This is a genomic window from Streptomyces prunicolor NBRC 13075 (assembly GCF_000367365.1).
Classification (GTDB): Bacteria; Actinomycetota; Actinomycetes; order Streptomycetales; family Streptomycetaceae; genus Streptomyces; species Streptomyces prunicolor.
Genome location: NZ_BARF01000063.1, coordinates 16259 through 36181, shown reverse-complemented (window position 1 = coordinate 36181; position 19923 = coordinate 16259). Strand labels below are relative to the sequence as shown.

The following is a 19923-nucleotide window of genomic DNA, read 5'->3' as shown; positions in this document are numbered from 1 at the left end:
CACTTTGTTTCCCTACGGTACAAAACCGAACCGGCATCGCGCCACCACCCCCCGGAACAGTTCACCCACCGTTCAGCTCACCCCGCCCGCACCAAAGGCACCCTCACGAGCCCCCTCACCCGCTCAGGCCGTCACGGCCTCCCAAAGACTCCACGCCCCCAACCCCAGCATCAGCACCGCCGCGATCCGCGTGATCAACTTCAACGGCACCCGCTTCATCAGCGCCTTCCCGCCCACGATGCCCAGCCCGGCCACCGCCCACAACGCCAGCACCGCACCGAGCCCGACGGAGAACGGATCGTCGTAGCGCGCCGCGAGGTTGGCCGTCATGATCTGGGTCAGGTCACCGAACTCGGCGACCAGAATGAGCATGAAACCGGCGCCGGACACCTTCCAGAAGGACTGGTCCTTCGGCTTGCGGACCTCCTCCTCGCCATCACCCTTCTTGAAGAGGAGCACCGCGGCCCCGCCCAGGAAGAGCACACCGGTCACCGCGGCCACCAACTGCTGCGGCAGCAGCGTCAGTACGCTGCCCGCCGCCACCGCGAGCACGACATGGAGAAGGAACGCGGCGGCCACGCCGACGAAGACGTACGAGGCGCGATAGCGGGTGCCGAGGACGAGTCCGGCGAGCGCGGTCTTGTCGGGGAGTTCGGCGAGAAAGACGACGCCGAAGACGAGCGCCGTCACGCTGATGCTGATCAAGATTCCTCAATCGGTCGGGGCTGCCCCACCGAGAGTGTGATTGCTGTCCGCGGACACCTCGGCACGGCAGCGCACACGAAAAACGACTAGTGCACTGCTTTACCGAAGGTCTCGCTGGCCGACCCGTCCCACCTGCGAGATGAACCTGCCTCCGGGCGCCGGCTCAGACGAGCTGAGCAGTATGTCGACGGTCCGGCGAAGAGCTACTCCCCTTCTGCGCCATCCACTGTACGCGAGGACCGACTCTGCCCACCCGTGAGGAAAGTCTCGTCGCACCCCTTGTTGTGTCATGAACACGTCACTAGCTTCTTACCGGACGCACACCTCCCCGCAACACGGCACCGCGAGCATTTCCCCGCTCGCACTCCAACACCCCCACACCACAAGGGAGTTCGTATGCCGAAGTTCTACGCGCGTCGACGGCTCAGCATACTCGCGGCACTTACCGGGTTCATAGCCTTCGCCGGGCTCTTCAACGGCCCGGCCGCCTCCGCTGCCCTCCCCACCCCGGTCAGCGCCGCCACCGCCCGCACCTACCTCGCCTCGCTCACCGTGGCGACCGAGGTCCGGACCGGCTACGACCGTGACCTGTTCCCCACCTGGATCACGATCAGCGGCACCTGCAACACCCGTGAGTACGTCCTCAAGCGGGACGGTACGAACGTCGTCACCAACTCCGCCTGCGCCTCGACCAGCGGCAGCTGGTACTCGGTCTACGACGGTGCCACCTGGACCGCCGCCTCCGACCTGGACATCGACCACCTCGTCCCGCTCGCCGAGGCCTGGGACTCCGGCGCCCGCAACTGGACCACCGCGGCGCGCCAGGGCTTCGCCAACGACATCACCCGACCGCAGCTGATCGCCGTCACGGACAACGTCAACCAGTCCAAGAGCGACCAGGACCCGGCCGAGTGGATGCCTCCGCTCGCCTCGTACGCCTGCACCTACGTGCGTGCCTGGGTCCAGGTGAAGTACTACTACGACCTCTCGGTCGACACGGCCGAGAAGGCCAAGCTCACCTCGGTGCTCAGCGGTTGCTGAGCCCCACAACCAAGTGGTCATCCGCGGAACCTAGTCGCTGACCTCCGTCGTTCCGTACCGTACGGGGCGACGGAGGAAGGTGATCACCTGTGGCCGGACTGAGTCTTGGACCACTGCTTCGCTACGCCGACGGCTCGTCCGCGACCATCTGGGTCGAGGCGAGCCGTCCGTGCACCGCCGAGGTGCGCTGCGCGGACGGCGCCCGGGGCACCGCCCGGACCTTCCAAGTGGCGGGCCACCACTACGCGTTGGTGCCGGTGGAGGGCCTCACGCCCGGGACGTCGACGCCGTACGAGGTGTTCCTGGACGGCGCGCACGTGTGGCCGCTGCCCGACTCGCCCTTCCCGCCGTCCGTGATCCACACCCCGGACGCCGACGGTACGGTCCGTGTCGCGTTCGGCTCCTGCCGCTGGGCCGCGCCGCCCGCCGACGACCACGACCCGGTGGGCCCGGACGCGCTGGACACCCTGGCCTCGCGCATCGCCCGCGAGCCGGAGTCCGAACGGCCGGACGTACTCCTCCTGTTGGGCGACCAGGTCTACGCCGACGAGGTCTCCGACGCGACCCGTCGCTGGCTCTCCGCGCGCCGAGATCTGCGCGAGCCGCCGGGCAGCGAGGTCGCGGACTACGAGGAGTACACGCGCCTCTACTACGAGTCCTGGCTCGACCCGGAGATCCGCTGGCTGCTCTCCACCGTGCCGAGTTGCATGATCTTCGACGACCACGACGTGATCGACGACTGGAACACCAGCGCCGCCTGGCTGGCGGACATGCGGGAGACCCCGTGGTGGCGCGAGCGACTGCTGAGCGGCCTGATGTCGTACTGGGTGCACCAGCACCTCGGGAATCTCTCCCCCGCCGAACTCGCCGCCGATCCCCTCTACTTGGCGGTCCGGGACACCCCCGACGGCACCGACGAACTCCGCGCCTTCGCCTGCCGCGCCGACGCCGACCCGGCCACCGTCCGCTGGAGCTACCGGCGCGACTTCGGCCGCGTCCGCCTCCTGATGGTGGACAGCAGGGCGGCCCGCGTCCTCGACGAGCAGAACCGCGCGATGCTCGACCCCGGCGAAGCCGACTGGCTGCGCACGCAGGCCCTCACGGACCCCGGTTCCTACGACCACCTCCTCATCGGCACCTCCCTCCCTTGGCTGCTGCCGCACCTCGTCCACGACGCCGAGTCCTGGGACGCGGCCCTGTGCCGGGGTGAACGGGGCGCCCGCTGGGCCGAGTTCGGCGAGAAACTGCGCCGGGCGGCCGACCTGGAGCACTGGGCGGCCTTCCCGGAGTCGTTCGAGAAACTGGCTGACCTGATCGCCGAGGTCGGGACGGGAGACGGGGCGCCGGCGTCGGTGCTCGTGCTGTCGGGGGACGTACACCACGCCTACGTGGCGGAGCCCAAGTGGCGGACAGGCGGCCCGAGTTCCCGCGTCCTCCAGCTCACCTGCTCCCCCGTCCACAACTCCATCCCCGCTTACATACGCGTCGGCTTCCGCTTCGGCTGGAGCGCGGTCGCGCGCGGACTGGGCCGTCGCCTCGCCCGGCACGGCCGTTGCCGGCACCCGTCGGTCAAGTGGCGCAAGACGGGCGGCCCTTGGTTCGGTAACCAGCTCATGACGCTGACGTTGCACGGCCGTTCGGCCCGGCTGCGGCTGGAACAGGCACGGGCGGACGGAACGCTGAAGACCGTGGACGAGTCCCCACTGACACCCCCGTGACCTTGCTCGGGGCATGATGAGGCGGGCCGTCCGCTTTCCCGGTGGGCGGTCTGCTCCATTGCGCCCCCACACGCCCGGGAGTCACCCCTTTGTCTGCAGTGAACGCCGTGTCCGACGGCGGGTCGGCCCCCGCCCCGGCCTCCGTCTCGGTCGCCGTGGTGGGCGCCGGTCCGCGTGGTACCAGCGTCCTGGAACGCCTCTGCGCCTCCGCCCCGGACCTCCTCCCGCCCGGCACCCGGCTCACCGTCCACGTCGTCGACCCGGCACCCCCGGGCCCCGGCCGCGTGTGGCGCTCCGCGCAGTCGCCCGAGCTGCTGATGAACACCGTGGCCTCCCAGGTGACCCTCTTCACCGACGCCAGCGTCGACTGCGCGGGCCCGATCCGCCCCGGCCCGAGCCTGCACGAGTGGGCGCCCGCCGAACTGGGTCCGGACGACTACCCCACCCGCGCCCACTACGGCCGCTACTTGGAGTGGGTGTTCGCCCGCACGGTCCGCGAGGCCCCCGAGTCCGTTCACGTGGAACCACACACTGCCCGCGCGGTACGCCTCGACGACACGGCGGACGGCCACCAGTGCCTCACCCTCGACAACGGCCGTACGCTGTCCGCCCTTTCGGCCGTGGTCCTGGCCCAGGGCCACCTCCCGACGGCCCCGGACACCACCCACCGCCGCCTCACCTCCTACGCCGACCGCCACGGCCTGCGCCACATCCCGCCCGCGAACCCGGCCGACGTGGACCTGACCGTCGTACGGCCGGGCGAACCAGTGCTGTTGCGCGGCCTGGGCCTCAACTTCTTCGATCACACAGCCCTGTTGACGACGGGCAGGGGCGGCCGTTTCCTCCACGCGGAGGACGAGGGCGAGGGCCTGCGCTATGTCCCCTCCGGCAACGAGCCCCGCCTGTACGCCGGTTCACGCCGAGGCATCCCGTACCAGGCCCGCGGCGACAACGCGAAGGGCCCCCACGGCCGTCACACCCCCCTCCTCCTCACCCCGGAGACCGTCGCCGCCTTCCGCAAACGCGCCGACTCCGGCGAGCCACCCGAATTCCTCACGGAGATATGGCCGTTGGTGGCGAAGGAGGTGGAGACGGTCTACTACGCGGCTCTGCTACGGCCCTCCCGGCGCCCGGAGTTGACGGAATTCACGGAGCGCTTCCTCTCCGTACCGCACCGGGACCCTCAAGAGGCCCTGATCCTGGACGAGTTCGGGGTCGTAGCCGCCGACCGCTGGAGCTGGGACCGGCTGTCCCGGCCGTATACGGAACGCGATCTCGCGCACCCGGCGGCCTGGCGGGACTGGCTGCTGTCGTATCTGCGCGAGGACGCCGAACACGCGGCGCTCGGCAATGTGGACGGCCCGCTCAAGGCAGCGCTGGACGTGCTGCGCGATCTGCGCAACGAACTCCGGCTGGTCGTCGACCACGGCGGTCTCGCGGGCACCTCCCGCCGTGACCACCTGGACCGCTGGTACACGCCGCTCAACGCGTTCCTGTCCATCGGCCCGCCCCGCCGCCGTATCGAGGAACTGGCCGCGCTGGTGGCGGCGGGTGTGGTGGAGGTGCTCGGGCCGCGGCTGGAGGTGCGGGAGGCGGACGGCGCCTGGGTGGCACGTTCCCCGGAGATACCGGGCTCGGCGGTGCGTGTGACAACCCTCACAGAGGCCCGGCTCCCCGAACCGGACCTGCGCCGTACCGCCGACGACCTGCTCGGCCGGCTGCTGAGGACGGGCCGGTGCCGGCCGCACACGGTGGACGGTTACGAAACGGGAGGACTCGACGTAACACCACGTCCGTACCGTCTGATCGACCGTCAAGGAGGCGTCCACGCAAGGCGGTTCGCGTTCGGGGTGCCCACGGAGGGCGTGCACTGGGTGACCGCGGCGGGAGCGCGTCCGGGCGTGGATTCGGTCACGCTTTCGGACGCCGACGCGGTGGCGAGAGCGGTTCTACGTGCGGCGACGACCGATCCGGAACCGCAAACGGAAGCTGAACAGTGGCCGAATGTTGAACTTGCAAGCATTGATTAGGTTCACCTAACGTTGATCGCTCACTCGGCTCGTCCCCAGGCCGGTCCGCGACCCGGACCGGCCCGACCGAAGGAGCACCCCCCACGTGACCCCTCACATCAACGGACGCCTCAACAGGGCTCAGCCGTACGCCGTCGGCCTGTTCCGGATCGTCGTCGGCCTGCTCTTCGCCTGCCACGGAGCGGCCTCGCTCTTCGGCATCCTCGGCGGCGCCGCCGGCACCGACGGCGGCACCCTCGACGCGGGCACCTGGCCCGGCTGGTACGCGGCCGTGATCCAGCTCGTCGGCGGCACGTTCGTCCTGCTCGGCCTCGGCACCCGGGTGGCCGCGCTGATCACCTCGGGCTCGATGGCGTACGCGTACTTCGACGTCCACCAGCAGGCGGCCCTGTGGCCGATCCAGAACGGCGGCGAGGCCTCGGCGATGTTCTGCTGGGCGTTCCTGCTGCTGGTGTTCACGGGCTCCGGCGCGCTGGGCGTGGACCGGCTGTTCGCGAAGCGTTCCGCCACGGCGGCCGGTGACCGGACGTCGGCGGACCAGGCACCGGTAGCCGCCTGACCTGACCTGCTGGGCGACTGGCCGGTGCCCCCTCCCAGGGACACCGGCCAGTCACGTCAGGGAGCCCAGCCGAACGGCACCGTGAAGCAGGCGGCGCGGGTGTGGCTACCGGGCATGTCGTGGATGACGACGGAGGACGCCTCGCCCTGCCGGAAGCCCCAGTCGTGCCGGGCGCTCGCCTCGGCGGCGCCGTGCTCGTCGGCCGTGAAGTCGAGCCAGACCTCGTTGTCGGCGTTGGTGGCGGCCGGGTCGGTGGACGGCTTGTGCTGGAAGTGCCCGCCCGCGGCGGCCGGGTCGGCGCCGCACGGCTTCTGGTGCACATGGACGCCGTAAGCGTGCCCCGGCACCATCCCGTCCACCTTGAGCCGCACGGTCGTAGCACCACCAACCGCGATGTGCTGACCGACCTGGATCCACGCGGCGGCGGGCACCAGCTTGCTGTCGTACGTCACCGCCGCCGAGGGCACGAGGGCGCCGACCGGAGCGAACCGAGCGTCCGTCCGCATCCAGAACCCGTCAGGGGCACCGGATCCGGAGCCGACGCCGGTGCCTCCTCCGCCGCTCGCCAGAAGGGCCGCGACGACGGTGCCCGCACATATACCTGCCACCATGATGTGTACCGTTCCTCACGTTCAGGTGCGTTTGGATGCGCTTTGATCCCCTTTACGTTGCTACGGGATACGAGCCCGCCCCGCCCCTCGGGACAGGGCAGCCGGGTGAACACGCTGTGCGGATCACACGCGCCCCCCGTGAATCTCCTGTACCCACCCAGGCGTACGCTGTATGGCTGTCACTGGCCGTCTTTGCCGCGGCCCACGGGGGAGTTCACGGGGAGACGCGTTGTTCGAGAGTGTGGGGTCGCTGACCGGCAGCCCATGGATCTACGCCATGGTCGCCCTGTCCGTACTCCTTGATGTGTTCCTGCCGGTCCTGCCGAGCGGTGTCCTGGTCATCGCGGCCGCGACGGCGGCGGCAGCGGGCACCGGCGCGGCGGCGGACGCCGTTCCCGTCCCGCACGAGGTCCCCAGCATCCTGGCGCTGATCGCGTGCGCCGCGACCGCGTCCGTCCTGGGCGACCTGGTCGCGTACCGGCTGGCCTGGCGCGGCGGCGCCCGTCTGGACCGCGCGATCTCCCGCTCCCGCCGCCTCACCACCGCGCAGGAACGTCTCGGCCTGGCCCTCGCCCGCGGCGGCGGCGCCCTGGTCATCCTGGCCCGCTTCGCCCCCGCCGGCCGCTCGGTAGTCTCCCTCGGCGCAGGCGCCGCCCACCGCCGAGCCCGAGACTTCCTCCCCTGGTCGGCCCTGGCAGGCCTGTCCTGGGCGGCGTACAGCGTGGCTCTGGGGTACTACGGGGCCCAGTGGCTGGGAGCGACCTGGCTGGCGACAGGGGTGTCGTTGATCGCGCTGTTCGGGGCGGGGGCGGGCGCGGCATTCGTGATGCGACGCCAGCCCCGGGTGGCGACGGAGGTGAGCGCCCCTTAGGGGTGCGCGGGTCCGTTACGGATCGGGGGCGCGGTTTCGTTTCTTAGGGACGCGGCTTCGCTATGAATCAGGGGCGCGCGTCCGTCTCTCAGGGGCGCCGCTTCGCTACGGATCAGGGGCGCGCGTCCGCTTTTCAGGGGCGCGCGTCCGCTTTTCAGGGGCGCGGGGAACTGCGCGACCAGCCCCCACCGGCCGGCACCTTCGCTACGGACCGGAAGCGCCCGTTCGTTTCTCAGCAACGCGGCTTCGCTACAGATCAGGGGCACGCGTCCGCTTTTCAGGGGCGCGAGGCTGTATCAATGTGCGGCTCCGCCGCGTGGGCGCACCCAGCCCCCACCGACCCGCACTTTGATCACCGGTCCACCCGCGGAGCGCCCCGCACCTCAAGCCCCGCCAGCAACTCAGCCGTGGCCTCGGCGATCACATCAACCGCGCGGTCAAAGACCTCACGATTGTGCGCGGCCGGCGCCCGGAACCCGGAGACTTTCCGCACGTACTGCAACGCGGCGGCGCGAACCTCCTCCTCCGTGGCCTCGTCGGGCAGGACAGGCGGTCGAAGCGTCTTGATACTGCGGCACATACGTCCAGTCTCCCGCTCCGGAGCCGATCCCGCCGCCCCTCTCCCGAACACACCTGCGATGATCCCTCCGAGGCGGCCACCGTCACCACGCACGGGGCCGACCGACGAGAGGACACAACAACATGGCGAACAACGAACTCACCGTGGCGATACTGGGCCCCGGCGGCGTAGGCGGCCTGCTCGCGGCCCTGCTCTCCCGCGCCGGCCACCGCGTGATCTGCCTGGCCGGAGAAGAGACGGCCGACACCCTCCGCACGAACGGAATCCGGATCCACAGCGCCCGCTACGGCGACTTCACCGCCCCGGTGGAGGCGGACACGGAACTACGCGAACCGGTGGACGCCTGCCTGATCACGGTCAAGGCGACGACCCTGGACGCGGCCCTCACCCGAGTCCCGGCGAAGACCCTGGGAGACGGCCTCCTCGTCCCGTTCCTGAACGGCGTAGAACACCCAACGCACCTCCGCGCCCACTACGCCCCCACCCAGGTAGCCCCCACGATCATCCGGGTCGAGTCAACTCGCGTCGCCCCCGGGGAGATTGAGCACGGCAGCCCCTTCGCGGAGATCGACCTGACGGGCGACCCGGTCCCCCGCGAACGCCTGGACGCACTGGCAACAGCACTGAACGCGGCCGGCCCCAAGACCCAGGTCCTGCCCGACGAGACGGCCGCACTCTGGGCCAAGATGACATTCCTCGCTCCCCTCGCCCTCCTCACCACCCGCTACGGCCTCCCCCTCGGCGACGTACGCACCCGCCACCGCGAGGAGTTGACAGCCCTGCTGGAGGAAACCGCGGCGGTGAGCCGTTCGTACGGCGGCCCCTCGGACGCGGCGGGCGCACTGGCCCGCTACGACACGTTCCCTCCGCAGACCAAGTCGTCGATGCAACGTGACGCGGAGGCGGGCCGCCCGCTCGAACTGGACGCGATCGGCGGGGCGTTGCTGCGGGCAGCGGAGAGGCAGGGGATCGCGGTGCCGGTAACGGCACGGCTGGTAAGGGAATTGGAAGCGCCGAGCACCAACTGACCCTCCGACAGGCAGGTCACCCTCCAACAAGCAGGTCACCCTCGGCCAAGCGGATCACCCTTGGAGGTCGACCCGCCAGTCGTTGGAGGTGATCCAGTGCCCCTTGGGATACTCGAACTCCACCTCACCGAGCAGGGTGAACCCGGCTTTGCGGCACACCGAGTTCGACGCGTGGTGGTCGACGCTCGGAAAGGCATGCAGATACCGGTGCCACCCGGCGACCCGTGCCGCCCCGACAACGGCACCGGCCGCGCGGGCGGCCAGCCCACGCCCCTGGAACTGGGGCAACACCCCCCCACCCGGTCTCCCACACCGACTCACCCCGCCACTCCCGCTCCCAGAACCCGATCGAGCCCACGGTCTCCCCACTCCCCGCCGACTCGACCCGGTACATGCACCCGCGCTCCAGCTCTACATACCGCCGATGCCGATCAAGGAGCTTCTCCTCGCCCTCGGGTCCCCCAAGTGCTCGGTCATCTCAGGGCTGTTGAGCCGCCCCAACAACCAGAAGTCCCCGTCAGCCGAGGACGAGCGGATCACCGCCCCGTCAGGGCATCGCATCCAGAGTTCTCAACGCCTTGCGGGCAGCAGCCGCGCCCTTTCTGTCACCGGCGGCCCTCATCAGCTCGACGCGCCAGGAGGTGCAATCGTGCGCCACCGAGCGGGTTTCCAGGTCAGTCACCGCGAACGGGGTCAGCGCGGCCACAGTGCTGGCAATCCAGGAGGAGAGGTCGAGCGTGAGCTCACGCAGGCCGTTACGCGCGGTGATCTGGGAGCAGGCGAGAAGGACAAGTGCCCAGGACGGGCCGTGCTCGCCCATGTTGTGGCGCAGTTCGGACGACTGCCGTTCGGACTGATGCGCGTAGAGCACGTGGGCTTCCAGCCCCAGCCGCAGGCTCGCGGCCGGCTCGCGTTCCCATGTCGCCGTCGCGGCAGCGGCGAACATGCCGGCGACCATGGGGGCGTCGTCGCTCGTGCACCGCAGGTACGACGTGACAAGAGAGCAGTCGGTGGCCGGGGCGGTCACCGCAGCGGTGAACTCCCGGCTGCGCGCGCTCCTGTTCATCGCCTGCCGGTGCGACCATTTTCAACGCTCGGGCCAGTGTCATGTCGGCCAGCAGCGGCACAGGTGCCTCGATGCTGACGGACGGTAGGACGGGGCCGACATCCTTGACCAGACCCCGGGCGCTCGCCGCGATGGTGGACCGGCCGAACCGTTCGTGGATGTCAGCGGCGATCAGTCCGGCCTTGATGAAGGCGGGTACATACCTCGTGCGTGCGGCGACAGTTCCATTGATCTCGTCACGCCGGTTGAGGAAGGTGCGGATCGCCAGGTCCGCGGCGCCCACCGCGAGGTCGGGATCGCCCCAGCGGTGCAGCACCTCGGCGTGCTGTGAGAGCGCCCTCGCCATGTCCACCGTGAACGGGTCATGGCGCTCGAAACGCTCCAGCCAGGCATGAAGCCCGTTCTCGGCACTCACCAGAGCCGACGCGCCCTGCCCGCCGCGCAGCTTCTCGACAGCATCGTCGAACTGCCGCTCGGGATAACCGGTTTCGACGCGACTCACGGTGTCCCGCCCTGCTGTCGACGCCAACCCATGCCATAAATATAGGGTGTTGGCCATTGCCTGAGAAGTTCGTGACCGCACGGGGCGGACAGAGCCCTACTTTCCGTCTCGTTGACCGGTCTCCGGAGCGGACGAGGGGTTTCGTTTGCCGCTGTTCGGAGGCGCCCAGGCGTCCAGAGCCGACGGGCGGGGTCAGCTCGCGTCGGTGGCGAGGGCGAGTGCCGGCGCCACCAGCGCGAAAGCCTGGTCGGCCAGCTCGTCCATGTTCTTGGTGCCGCCGCTGTCCGCCCAGTGGCTCAGCGCGGTCTGGACCGCGGCGAGCGCGACGCCGGCCGCGAGAGCGGGGCGCAGGTCGGCGCCGGCGTCCAGTCCGGTGCGCCGGGCGAGGATGCCGGTGATCTCGGCCTGCCACTGCGACTGCCGCTCCAGGTAGCGGGCCGGCAGGGCCGGTGTGTCGAGGATCAGCCTGATCTGCCGCAGCATCTTGTCCGTGTTGTCGACGCTCGGACAGGTCAGTACCGACACAGCGCGGCGGAGTGCCATCGCGGACGGCTCGTCGGCGGGCCGCGCGCTCAGCTCCGCGCACATCCGCTCGGCGGCTTCCGCGATCGTGTGCACGACCACGTCTTCCTTGGAGTCGAAGTAGCGGGAGAACGTACGGCGTGACATCCCCACGGCGGCCACGATCTGGTCGACCGTCGTCTCCTCGAATCCCTGATCCGCCAACGGACGCACCCGTGCCACCTGCTCGAAACTCACACCCCTGAACATCAACCCCGTGCCGGTCAAACGTCGATGGCAAAGATCATCCCGAACCCGTTCGTGTGAAGTCCCGGAAGGAACTCGCGACTCAAATTCGAACAGGCGTAGCATTAGCGCGTGGCTACGACCTATGACTTCCCGAGTGATCTCCTCGCCGGTCAGGAGGAGCTGCATCAGGTCCGGGCCGAGCTGTCGGCCCTGCTGAAGCGGCTGCCCTGGTCGGTCGAGCCCCTGGACGGGTTCAGTGACCTGGGCGGCTGGCGCAAGGTGGAGCGCCCGGCCTCCCCCGGCTGGACGCCCGACGAACAGGCCGAGGTGGAGAAGCTCCGGCAGCGGGAGCACGAGCTCGCGGTCTTCGTCAGCGGCCACCGTTTCTGGACGGAGGTCGCGGCGACGGACCGCGTGGACAAGCGGATGAAACTGAAGCACGCGCACGAGGTGCCACCGGACGGCAACAAGGCGGACAATGGCCAGCAGAAGCCTTGAATCGCCGAAGCAACCGAGAGGCGGCGATCACGATGGCCGATCACCCGCACGCACTCCTCGTCCGCAAGGGCTACGACGCCTTCATCCGCGGTGACATGGACACCCTGCGCGGACTGATGTCCTCGGACGCCACGCACCACGTTCCCGGCACCCACCCGCTGTCCGGTGACTTCAAGGGCCAGGACGCGATGATCGACATGTACGGCCGACTCTTCGCGGAGACGAACGGCACCCTGCACGTCGAACTGCGCAACGTCCTCGTCGACGGCCGAGGCCACGCGGTCTCGCTCCACCACTTCACGGCCGATCGCGCGGGCAAGCACATCGACGAGACCGGAGGCATCGTCTTCCGCATCCTCGGGGACAAGATCACGGACCTGGACGAATGCGTCGAGGACATCGACAGGGCGAACGAGTTCTGGTCCTGACCCCGCCCGCCGCCCGTCCTGAACTACGGCTTCCGCAGGGCCCGTTGGGCCAACAGCAAGGCAGCCGCAGCCCCTGCGGCCCCTATGACCGCCACCGAGCCGGCCCCGGCACCGACGGCCCGGAAGCCGCGCGACGAGCGCCAGGACAACACCGACCACCGCGACTGCGCGGACAACACGGACCCCGTACTCAGCCACGACCCGGCCGAGACCAACGACAGGGCCGAGCCGATCGACCCGACGGACAACGCGCTCCCGATCGACCCGACGGACAGGCTCGACCCGACGGACCCGATGGACAGCACCGACCCCACCGAGCCGATCGACAACACCGAGTCCTTCGACCACAGGGACAACACGGAGTCCGTTGCGGCAGCGGCAGGTCCGGTGCGAGGTCTACTCATGAACCCATCCTGCCCAGGATCCCCGGAAACCGCGACACCACCGGGCCGAACAGTCGGCGCGGTCAGCCGTCACGCCCTCAACTCCCCACCCCGGCAAGGGAAGTGTCAGGGTTGGCCTGACGGCATGACCGATGCCGAAGACGCGTCCTCCATACCCGTACCGGCCTCACCAGAGCTGCACAGGCTGTCGCCGCGCGACGAGTCACGCGTGACCCTGGCCCTGACGCTCCGTCAATTCGTGGACGCGGTACCGGTCGAACCGAGCCTTCAACAACGCCTGACCGGACTGCACTTGAGGTCGACGACTCGCGGGACGTAGCCGAGCTGCGCGTCGGCCCGGAGATCTGGGAACGGTTCGCCATCATGGGGCCAAGGTCGAGCACCTGACTGAGCTGGTCGAAAAGGAGAAGGAAGAGGTCACAACGCCGGAGCGCCTGCTCCGTATGACGATGCTCATCGTGCGCCGTGCGAACCAGCGCCTGACCCGCTCCGGAGCTCCACCGGAGGAAGTACCCCGGGAACTGATCCCGTACAGCATCGACTGACGAAGCGGCCCCGCTCTCCAAGGTCGGCGAGCGGGATGTCCATGGCCCGGGCGATCCGCAGCAGAGTGGACAACACTGGGAGCCGAGCCCACAAGACAGGCCCCGCACCCACCCTGAGCTGGGAGGTACGGGGCCTATCTGCTGTTTATCCTGGTGGGCGCGGACGGTTTCGAACCGCCGACATTCGCCTTGTAAGGGCGACGCTCTACCCCTGAGCTACGCGCCCAGGACGAGTCGACAGCCTACATTGCCCGGGGGCCTGTCCTGCAAACCCGTATCGCGATGGAAGAAGGTCCGGGGGAGGTCAGGGCACTCCCGGGGGATGCAAGCTGCTGCGTAATCCATCTGCATTTCTCAGCTTTCATCGTCTTTTCTCTTGCGGGCCGGGTGCCGGGTACGCCAGGCGCCGAGTTCGGATGCGGGCCACAGGAGGGTTCGCCCGACCTTGCGGGGCTGGGGGAAGTCGGGGGTGTTGCGGTGGTGGTTGTAGAGGGTGCGCCAGGCGATGCCGAGGCGGGCGCAGGCTTCATCGCTGGTGATCCAGTTCCCGGAGTTGTCCATGTGCCAGATTATAGTCACTCACTGACTAAGTCGGGAGGTGTCCAGCGTGAAGAAGTTCCAGCCGCAGCCCGGGTTCGTGGTGCAGGCATTCCGTTTCGCGCTGGATCCGAACGCCACGCAGGAGCATGCGCTGCGCTCGCACTGCGGCGCCGCCCGTGCTGCCTACAACTGGGCTGTCGGCTGGGTTACCGCCTCCTGGTGGCAGCGCAAGGCCGAGGCCACGTACGGCATTCCCGAGGCGGAGCTGACGCAGTGGCGGCCGTGGTCGCTGCCCTCGCTGCGCAAGGAGTTCAACCAGGCCAAGCGCACCGACCTCCGGTTCGTGTCGTGGTGGGAGGAGAACTCCAAGGAGGCGTACAACACCGGCCTGGCCAACGCCGCCGCCGCGTTCGACAACTACGCCAAGTCCAAGCAGGGCAAGCGCAAGGGCAAGCGGCTGGGGATGCCCCGCTTCAAGTCGAAGCGGAAAGCGCGCCTCGCCTGCCGGTTCACCACTGGCACGATCCGCGTCGAGTCCGGCGGCCGACATGTGACGCTGCCCCGCCTCGGGACGATCCGTGTCCACGAGCCCACCGACAAGCTCCTCGTAAAGGTGCGGGCGGGGACGGCCCGCATGCTGTCCGCGACCGTGCGGCACGAGCGCGGACGCTGGTTCGTGTCGTTCTCCGTCGAGGTCGCCCGCGAACTCCAGCGCGTCACCCGCCCCGATGCGGCGGTCGGTATCGACCTGGGCATCAAGACGCTCGCCGTGCTGGCCGACAGCGCCGGCGAGATCCGTACCGTCGCCAACCCGCGCCACCTCGCCGCCGCTTTGAAGCAGTTGCGCCGCACGTCGCGCACCGTGTCCCGCCGCCAGGGCCCGGACCGGCGCACCGGTCAGAAGGCGTCGAAGCGGTGGGAGAAGGCCAACGCGGCCCGCAACCGGGTACACCACAGGGTGGCGAACCTCCGCGCCGATGCCCTGCACAAGCTCACCACCGCCGTCACCGGCGAGTACGGCACGGTCGTGGTCGAGGACCTCAACGTGGCCGGGATGCTCCGCAACCGGCGTCTGGCCCGCCACATCGCCGACGCCGGATTCGGCGAGATCCACCGCCAACTCACCTACAAGACCAAGCGGAACGGCTGCCGCATCGTGGCCGCCGACCGCTGGTACCCCTCCTCCAAGACCTGCTCCGGGTGCGGCGCGGTGAAAGCCAAGCTGCCGCTGCACATCCGGACCTACGAATGCGACGCCTGCGGCCGGGTCATCGACCGGGACGACAACGCCGCACTCAACCTCGTCGCACTCGCCGTCCTCGCGGCAGCCGCAGTGACTGGTACCGGAGTGGCCGGAGACCAGGACACCGCCCCGGCGGTGTCGAAGCCTCGTGGAGCCGACCAGAAGACCCGCGCCACCCGCACCTGCCGCAAGGCGAGCACGGGGCGGGCAGGTGGCGCAACCCTGCCGCACCAGCGGCAGACGGAAACGAGAGACCGTACTCAAACCGAAGCCCTCACGCTTTGGTCATGAGACGGACCTTCCAGGCAGAAATGCCCGGAATGTCGAGACCTGACTACGGTCTCGGCAACGGTTTACCCCACCCCGAGTCCGGGAGCGCACCGGGTGCCCCACAGCGCGCCGCTCTCTACGGTCGAGGGGCGCCGTAGGAGTGACCAGGACTCCGCTCGGTGCACCTCGGGCTCGGGGCCGTACCCGACCTGGTGGAGGCCCGCAGCGGCGACGGGTCCGTGACGATCGCGCTGCCCAAGGGCGGCGGCGCCGAGTACCGGGTGACCACCAAGACCGGGGACGGATCGGTGGATGTGTCCGTGCCCCGGGACTCGTCCAGTTCTCATGTGGTGACCGCCCACACCGGCGACGGGAAAGTCACGGTGCGGAACGCGAACTGACCGGCCCGTGTGTTCGTCCTCTACCGGTGGGAGAATGACAACGGTCAGGACGGACAACACGGGAGAGGGATGTGACGGCGACACCAGCGCAGCCGTATTCGCCGCTCACACGGCTCCGGCGCGGTCCCACCGCCGCCCGTGCCGCACACCTCGACAGCCCCGCTCGCGCCACCCGGGCCGCCCTCGACACCCTCACGCTGATGAGTCTGCCGCTGCTGATCGGTGTGCTCACCCTCCCCGCCGCGTTCGCCGGCGGCGGCACCCGGCGCTGGTTCGGCGGGCGGGCGGAGAGCCAGCGGGCCGAGGCGCAGGCGGCGAAGGATGCCGCGGCGGCGGCGTTCTACGAGCTGGACACCGCCCAGCGGGATCTGCGGATCTCGATAGACACCATCACCGCGGTCGACGACTCGCCGGCCGCCCGCCGCGCGGTCACCGACTTCGAGGCCCTCGGGCGGCGCATCGACGAGGCCAGCGGCCGGTACATCAACGCCGTCGACGCGCACGACCTCGACCGCGACGACCTGGAGGCCGCCGCCGCCAACCGCGCCCGCACCGAACTCACCGCCGCCAAGGACCAGTTGGGCCAGGTCAAGCAGGAGCTGGACCGGTTCGAGAGCGGGCTCGGTCCGCTGCTCGGCAAGGCCGAGACCCAGCTCGCCCGGCTGGCCCCCGCCGTCGAGCGCGCCCGGCAGGCACTGCTCGCCGCCTCCAACGCCCTGGACGCCGTACGGGCATCGGGCTTGCGGGCCGACGCGCTCGCCGCCCGGCTCGCCGCGCTCGGGCCGGAGCTGACGAAGCTGAACCAGGGCGCCGGGCAGCACGGCGTTCCGCAGACGCTGGAGCGGGCGACGCAGGTCGCCCGGGAGGCCGAGGCCATCAGGGCCGAGGCGGAGCAACTGCCCGAGCGGGCCGCCGAGATCGACCACCGGCTGGTCTCCCTGCGCACCCGCGCCCAGGCCCTCACCACCCGCGCCGGTCAGGTCGACCCGGTGCTCAGCGAGTTGCGGCGGCGCTTCTCCGCCGCCTGCTGGCAGGACCTCCAGCAGGTGCCGCAGCAGGCCGGCGAGAACGTACGGCAGGCCGAGACGAAGCTGAAGGAGGCGCAGGCCGCCCGGGACGCGCAGCGCTGGCCGGACGCCACCTCGCTGCTGTCGACCGTACGGGCGCTGCTGAACACCACCGACGAGGCCGTGTCGGCCGCCGGTGACCGGCTGCGCCGCCTGAACGCCGTACAGAAGGACCCGCAGCAGGAGATCGACCGCACCCGCTTCGCGATCCGCGACGCCCAGCGGCTCGCGATGTCCGGCCGCAGCACGCCCGAACCGCGCCACGCCCGCCCGCTCGACGACGCCGTCGCCCGCCTGGACCGCGCGGTCACCACGCTGGAGGGCCGCCACCCCGACTACTGGCACTTCCTGACCGAGACGGAGGCCGTACGGCAGTCCGTGGCCCGGGTGGTCGGCCAGATCCGCGAGGAGCGCGGGACCCCCGGACACTGAGCGCGAGACGGCCCCCGGCCGCGTGCCGAAGCATGCGACCGGGGGCCGGTGGGACTACGCCGGGCTGTGGAACTCAGGTGCGGTAGGCGTAGTAGTACGCGGTCGGGTACGACGCGATGAGGCTCGCCACCGACCTGCGCAGGGTGTTGTTCGAGTGGTACGTGACGTACGGGACGCCGTTGCTCTTGGCCGTCACGATCATCGTGTGGTCCTTGGCGCCGTCCCGGTCGAAGTCCATCTGGAGGACGTCGCCGACCTCCAGCTGGTAGACGTTCGCGAGCGGGGTGGTGCGCTTGGAGTTCTGCGCGAACCAGGACCACTCGTTGACGCCGACGAAGGAGTCCGACTGGATGTCGGCGGTGCCGAACCACTTCGTGTAGTCGTAGACATAGCCCGGGACGTGCTTCCAGCCGCCGGCCTTCAGGGACTGGCTGACGAAGTTGGTGCAGTCGCCGCCGTCCGCGTGGCCGTTGAAGTCCGGGTAGGCCGTGTTGTAGACGTTCCAGTACTTCTCGGCGTACGTCGCCATCGCCTTGTAGTCGTACGTCGTGCTCGTCTTCGGGACCGCCACCGGGTTGCGGGTGGTGGCCGCGCGCGGCGCGTCCGGCGTGGTGTTGCCGTCGTCGGCCGGGGCGGGCGACGCCTTGACCGCGGGCTTGGCCACCGTGTTGACGGCGAGGCCGCCGGTGTCCGTGTCCTGGATGTTCGAGAGCTGCCAGGTGCCCTGCTGGTCGGCCTTGAAGGTCAGTTCGTGGTGGGCCTGGAAGCCGGTGCTCTTCGGCTCGTTCCCCGTGACCTTCGCGTACGTCAGCGTGGTCGTCTCGGTGACGTCGGCCTTGGCGGTCCGGCCGGTCACCCGGGTCGCGTCCAGCGTGACCTTGGTGGTCCCCGTGCGGTACGTCTCGCCGAGCTTCGCGATGCTGCTCTGGCGGCCGCGCAGCTGGCTCAGCGCCGACTTCTCGTCGCGTGACTGGGTGCTGGAGAGGCGGACGTCGCCGGAGAAGCGAGACGCGGTCTGCTTCGTCGTGGCCCCGTGGACGAGCGCCTGGGTGCGGTCGGTGAAGACCGCGTCGGCCAGCTTCTGGAAGGTCGCCTTGGTCGCGGCGTTCACGGTCGGGTCGTCGACGACGGCAGCGCCCGCGCTCCAGTTGGGCACGAGGGCGACGCCGGCGACGACCGAGGCGGCGGCCGCCGAGATTATGGCCGTACGGCTCCGCTTACGGCTCAGTTTTCTGGATTTCAATGGTGTTCCCCTCTACGCCGGTACGCCTACCGGGCGAGGGCATCTTCGCACGCCATGTGTGGCTCCTGTGAAGGGGGTTGCACTTGGTCAGTTCACCAGTCCCGAGAGGTCACTTGACCACCGTGGACCAGTCCGGCGACTGGGCCGGGTCCAAGCTGCGCAACTGCTGCAAAGTCTGGGGCGACTGAACGTCCATCCAGTCCGAAAGCTCCCTGAAGGACACGCACTTGACGCCCTTCTTCGTGCAGATCTTCGGGATGATCTGGTCGATCGCCTTCATGTAGATGCTGCCGTTCCAGTTCTCGAAGTGGTTCCCGATGAACAGGGGCGCCCGGCTGCCGTAGTAGACCCGGTTGAAGCCGGCCATGTACGAGTCGACGGTCTTCTTCTCCCAGTCGGCGAACTTCGCGGGGTCGCCCTGGGTGGTGCCGCCCGACTGGTTGTAGAGGAAGTTGAAGTCCATCGACAGGGCCTGGATGTTGTCCCCGTAGGGGAGCAGTTCGAGCGGGAAGTCCCAGAGGCCGTCCTTCTTGGTGGGCCATATCTGGAAGTCGCCCGGGGAGCTGGCGTCGTAGCGCCAGCCGTAACCCTTCAGCGCCTTCAGGAGGTTGGGCTGGCCCTCCAGGCAGGGGGCGCGGCCGCCGACGACCTCCTTCTTGAAGTCGAAGGGCAGGGCCGGGATATCGGTGTAGCCGGTGTTGGTCTTCCAGTTCTCGACGAACGAGAAGAACTGGTCGATCTCGCTCTTCCACTGCGCGACGCTCCACTCACCGCCGCCCTTGGCCTCGCAGAAGTGGCCGTTGAAGTGGGTGCCGATGTCGTTGCCCTGCTCGTAGGCCAGGCGGAGTTGCTCCAGGGTGTCCCGGATGTGCTGGTCGGTGGGGAAGTCGATCGCGGCCGAGCCCACCGAGTGCATCGGCGGGTGGTACAGGTCCCTCTTGCTCTTGGGCAGCAGATAGATGCCCGTGAGGAAGAAGGTCATGTGGGCGTTGTACTCCTTCGCCATCTCCCGGTAGTGCGAGAAGAGTTTGTCGTCCCCCTGAAGCGCCCCGTCCCAGGAGAACACCACGAACTGGGGTGGTTTCTCACCGGGCTTGAGCGGTACGGCCTTCAACTGGTCGGTCTGAGGCCCCGTGTACGAAGTGGAGCCGTCCCCCAGCACCTTCGTCTTGCCGTCCCAGGCGGGTTCCTTGGTCGACTTCGGCTCGGCGTTCTTGCCCGCCGACGCGGTGGGCGCCGTGTTGTCCCGGTTCAGCGCCAGATACCCGGTCACCAGCGAGGCGACGACAAGGAACACGGCCAGGGTGAGGAACCCCGGCTTGGGGGTACGACGGCGCGGTTCAGGGGCTCTGCGGCGGCGGCCGGACGGTGCCTTCGTCCGAGGCTTCATG

General features: G+C 69.4%; 20 protein-coding genes, 1 tRNA gene and 2 pseudogenes. 12 read left to right on the top strand and 11 right to left on the bottom strand.

Annotated features, from left to right (window positions below):
- Positions 1-123: 123 nt before the first annotated feature.
- Positions 124-705: a TMEM165/GDT1 family protein gene (locus SPR02S_RS28315; protein WP_019060392.1), complete on the bottom strand. Its 582-nt coding sequence runs from the start codon at positions 703-705 to the stop codon at positions 124-126.
- Positions 706-1101: 396 nt separating this feature from the next.
- Between SPR02S_RS28315 and SPR02S_RS28310 the strand changes: the two genes are divergently transcribed.
- The 4 genes from SPR02S_RS28310 (at position 1102) to SPR02S_RS28295 (ending at position 6053) form a co-directional block, all read left to right on the top strand.
- On the top strand, positions 1102-1746 hold the full coding sequence (locus tag SPR02S_RS28310) for an HNH endonuclease family protein (RefSeq protein WP_019060391.1): 645 nt from the start codon (positions 1102-1104) through the stop codon (positions 1744-1746).
- An 89-nt stretch (positions 1747-1835) separates the two neighbouring features.
- Positions 1836-3464 carry an alkaline phosphatase D family protein gene (locus tag SPR02S_RS28305; protein WP_019060390.1) on the top strand — a complete coding sequence of 543 codons (1629 nt, stop codon included), beginning with the start codon at positions 1836-1838 and terminating at the stop codon, positions 3462-3464.
- A 98-nt stretch (positions 3465-3562) separates the two neighbouring features.
- On the top strand, positions 3563-5494 hold the full coding sequence (locus tag SPR02S_RS28300) for an FAD/NAD(P)-binding protein (protein ID WP_019060389.1): 1932 nt from the start codon (positions 3563-3565) through the stop codon (positions 5492-5494).
- Positions 5495-5591: 97 nt separating this feature from the next.
- A complete protein-coding gene (locus SPR02S_RS28295) occupies positions 5592-6053 on the top strand; it encodes a DoxX family protein (RefSeq protein WP_026150933.1) in 462 nt (153 codons plus the stop codon).
- Positions 6054-6109: 56 nt separating this feature from the next.
- On the opposite strand, the gene SPR02S_RS28290 is transcribed toward SPR02S_RS28295, so the two are convergent.
- Complete coding sequence (locus SPR02S_RS28290; protein ID WP_019060387.1) at positions 6110-6664, bottom strand: superoxide dismutase family protein; 555 nt, start codon at positions 6662-6664, stop codon at positions 6110-6112.
- Positions 6665-6893: 229 nt separating this feature from the next.
- Here SPR02S_RS28290 and SPR02S_RS28285 point away from each other — a divergent pair, with 229 nt between their 5' ends.
- Positions 6894-7535 carry a DedA family protein gene (locus tag SPR02S_RS28285; protein WP_026150932.1) on the top strand — a complete coding sequence of 214 codons (642 nt, stop codon included), beginning with the start codon at positions 6894-6896 and terminating at the stop codon, positions 7533-7535.
- 352 nt (positions 7536-7887) lie between these two features.
- Here SPR02S_RS28285 and SPR02S_RS28280 read toward each other — a convergent pair whose 3' ends face one another.
- Positions 7888-8115, bottom strand: a complete 228-nt coding sequence (locus tag SPR02S_RS28280) for a DUF2277 domain-containing protein (protein ID WP_019060385.1) — start codon at positions 8113-8115, stop codon at positions 7888-7890.
- A gap of 122 nt (positions 8116-8237) precedes the next feature.
- Between SPR02S_RS28280 and SPR02S_RS28275 the strand changes: the two genes are divergently transcribed.
- Positions 8238-9143 (top strand): ketopantoate reductase family protein, encoded by a 906-nt coding sequence (locus tag SPR02S_RS28275; RefSeq protein ID WP_019060384.1) that lies wholly within the window; start codon positions 8238-8240, stop codon positions 9141-9143.
- A gap of 54 nt (positions 9144-9197) precedes the next feature.
- Here the strand turns inward: SPR02S_RS28275 and SPR02S_RS56540 are convergent.
- The 3 genes and pseudogenes from SPR02S_RS56540 to SPR02S_RS28255 form a co-directional block, all read right to left on the bottom strand.
- Positions 9198-9704, bottom strand: a pseudogene (locus tag SPR02S_RS56540) (GNAT family N-acetyltransferase).
- Positions 9691-10209 carry a hypothetical protein gene (locus SPR02S_RS28265; protein WP_019060381.1) on the bottom strand — a complete coding sequence of 173 codons (519 nt, stop codon included), beginning with the start codon at positions 10207-10209 and terminating at the stop codon, positions 9691-9693. The pseudogene SPR02S_RS56540 and the gene SPR02S_RS28265 overlap by 14 nt, the downstream one beginning before the upstream one ends.
- Positions 10210-10903: 694 nt before the next feature.
- The gene (locus tag SPR02S_RS28255; RefSeq protein WP_245607629.1) at positions 10904-11470 is read right to left on the bottom strand and encodes an acyl-CoA-like ligand-binding transcription factor; all 567 of its coding nucleotides are present in this window, start codon (positions 11468-11470) and stop codon (positions 10904-10906) included.
- 120 nt (positions 11471-11590) lie between these two features.
- Between SPR02S_RS28255 and SPR02S_RS28250 the strand changes: the two genes are divergently transcribed.
- Complete coding sequence (locus tag SPR02S_RS28250) at positions 11591-11959, top strand: DUF8825 domain-containing protein (protein WP_019060378.1); 369 nt, start codon at positions 11591-11593, stop codon at positions 11957-11959.
- Positions 11960-11991: 32 nt separating this feature from the next.
- Complete coding sequence (locus tag SPR02S_RS28245; RefSeq protein ID WP_019060377.1) at positions 11992-12387, top strand: nuclear transport factor 2 family protein; 396 nt, start codon at positions 11992-11994, stop codon at positions 12385-12387.
- Positions 12388-12410: 23 nt separating this feature from the next.
- On the opposite strand, the gene SPR02S_RS65015 is transcribed toward SPR02S_RS28245, so the two are convergent.
- Entirely contained in the window at positions 12411-12791 is a 381-nt protein-coding gene (locus SPR02S_RS65015) for a hypothetical protein (RefSeq protein WP_078623018.1), read from the bottom strand.
- A 124-nt stretch (positions 12792-12915) separates the two neighbouring features.
- On the opposite strand from SPR02S_RS65015, the gene SPR02S_RS65010 reads away from it, so the two are divergent.
- Positions 12916-13110 (top strand): hypothetical protein, encoded by a 195-nt coding sequence (locus SPR02S_RS65010; protein ID WP_245607628.1) that lies wholly within the window; start codon positions 12916-12918, stop codon positions 13108-13110.
- A gap of 377 nt (positions 13111-13487) precedes the next feature.
- On the opposite strand, the gene SPR02S_RS28230 is transcribed toward SPR02S_RS65010, so the two are convergent.
- Both SPR02S_RS28230 and SPR02S_RS28225 read right to left on the bottom strand, forming a co-directional pair.
- Positions 13488-13562: transfer RNA gene (locus tag SPR02S_RS28230), tRNA-Val, on the bottom strand.
- 128 nt (positions 13563-13690) lie between these two features.
- Positions 13691-13897, bottom strand: coding sequence for a helix-turn-helix transcriptional regulator (locus tag SPR02S_RS28225; protein WP_019060374.1), 207 nt, complete (start codon positions 13895-13897; stop codon positions 13691-13693).
- A 46-nt stretch (positions 13898-13943) separates the two neighbouring features.
- On the opposite strand from SPR02S_RS28225, the gene tnpB reads away from it, so the two are divergent.
- From tnpB to SPR02S_RS28210, 3 genes and pseudogenes are all read left to right on the top strand, one after another.
- Complete coding sequence (tnpB, locus tag SPR02S_RS28220; RefSeq protein WP_019060373.1) at positions 13944-15410, top strand: IS607 family element RNA-guided endonuclease TnpB; 1467 nt, start codon at positions 13944-13946, stop codon at positions 15408-15410.
- 155 nt (positions 15411-15565) lie between these two features.
- A pseudogene (locus SPR02S_RS28215) lies at positions 15566-15790 on the top strand (DUF4097 family beta strand repeat-containing protein); the annotation flags it as partial.
- Positions 15791-15861: 71 nt separating this feature from the next.
- Positions 15862-17289: a hypothetical protein gene (locus tag SPR02S_RS28210; protein ID WP_019060371.1), complete on the top strand. Its 1428-nt coding sequence runs from the start codon at positions 15862-15864 to the stop codon at positions 17287-17289.
- Between the two features lie 73 nt (positions 17290-17362).
- On the opposite strand, the gene SPR02S_RS28205 is transcribed toward SPR02S_RS28210, so the two are convergent.
- Positions 17363-18532: an amidase domain-containing protein gene (locus tag SPR02S_RS28205; RefSeq protein WP_019060370.1), complete on the bottom strand. Its 1170-nt coding sequence runs from the start codon at positions 18530-18532 to the stop codon at positions 17363-17365.
- A 109-nt stretch (positions 18533-18641) separates the two neighbouring features.
- Complete coding sequence (locus SPR02S_RS28200; protein WP_019060369.1) at positions 18642-19922, bottom strand: polysaccharide deacetylase family protein; 1281 nt, start codon at positions 19920-19922, stop codon at positions 18642-18644.
- Position 19923: the final 1 nt, after the last annotated feature.

Bases quoted from the DNA above. Each gene is read 5' to 3' on its own strand.
- SPR02S_RS28310 (WP_019060391.1), top strand. From the start codon at position 1,102: ATGCCGAAGTTCTACGCGCGTCGACGGCTCAGCATACTCGCGGCACTT.
- SPR02S_RS28275 (WP_019060384.1), top strand. From the start codon at position 8,238: ATGGCGAACAACGAACTCACCGTGGCGATACTGGGCCCCGGCGGCGTA.
- SPR02S_RS28225 (WP_019060374.1), bottom strand. From the start codon at position 13,897: ATGGACAACTCCGGGAACTGGATCACCAGCGATGAAGCCTGCGCCCGC.
- SPR02S_RS65010 (WP_245607628.1), top strand. From the start codon at position 12,916: ATGACCGATGCCGAAGACGCGTCCTCCATACCCGTACCGGCCTCACCA.
- SPR02S_RS28280 (WP_019060385.1), bottom strand. From the start codon at position 8,115: ATGTGCCGCAGTATCAAGACGCTTCGACCGCCTGTCCTGCCCGACGAG.
- SPR02S_RS28265 (WP_019060381.1), bottom strand. From the start codon at position 10,209: ATGAACAGGAGCGCGCGCAGCCGGGAGTTCACCGCTGCGGTGACCGCC.
- SPR02S_RS28245 (WP_019060377.1), top strand. From the start codon at position 11,992: ATGGCCGATCACCCGCACGCACTCCTCGTCCGCAAGGGCTACGACGCC.
- SPR02S_RS28200 (WP_019060369.1), bottom strand. From the start codon at position 19,922: ATGAAGCCTCGGACGAAGGCACCGTCCGGCCGCCGCCGCAGAGCCCCT.
- SPR02S_RS65015 (WP_078623018.1), bottom strand. From the start codon at position 12,791: ATGAGTAGACCTCGCACCGGACCTGCCGCTGCCGCAACGGACTCCGTG.
- SPR02S_RS28290 (WP_019060387.1), bottom strand. From the start codon at position 6,664: ATGGTGGCAGGTATATGTGCGGGCACCGTCGTCGCGGCCCTTCTGGCG.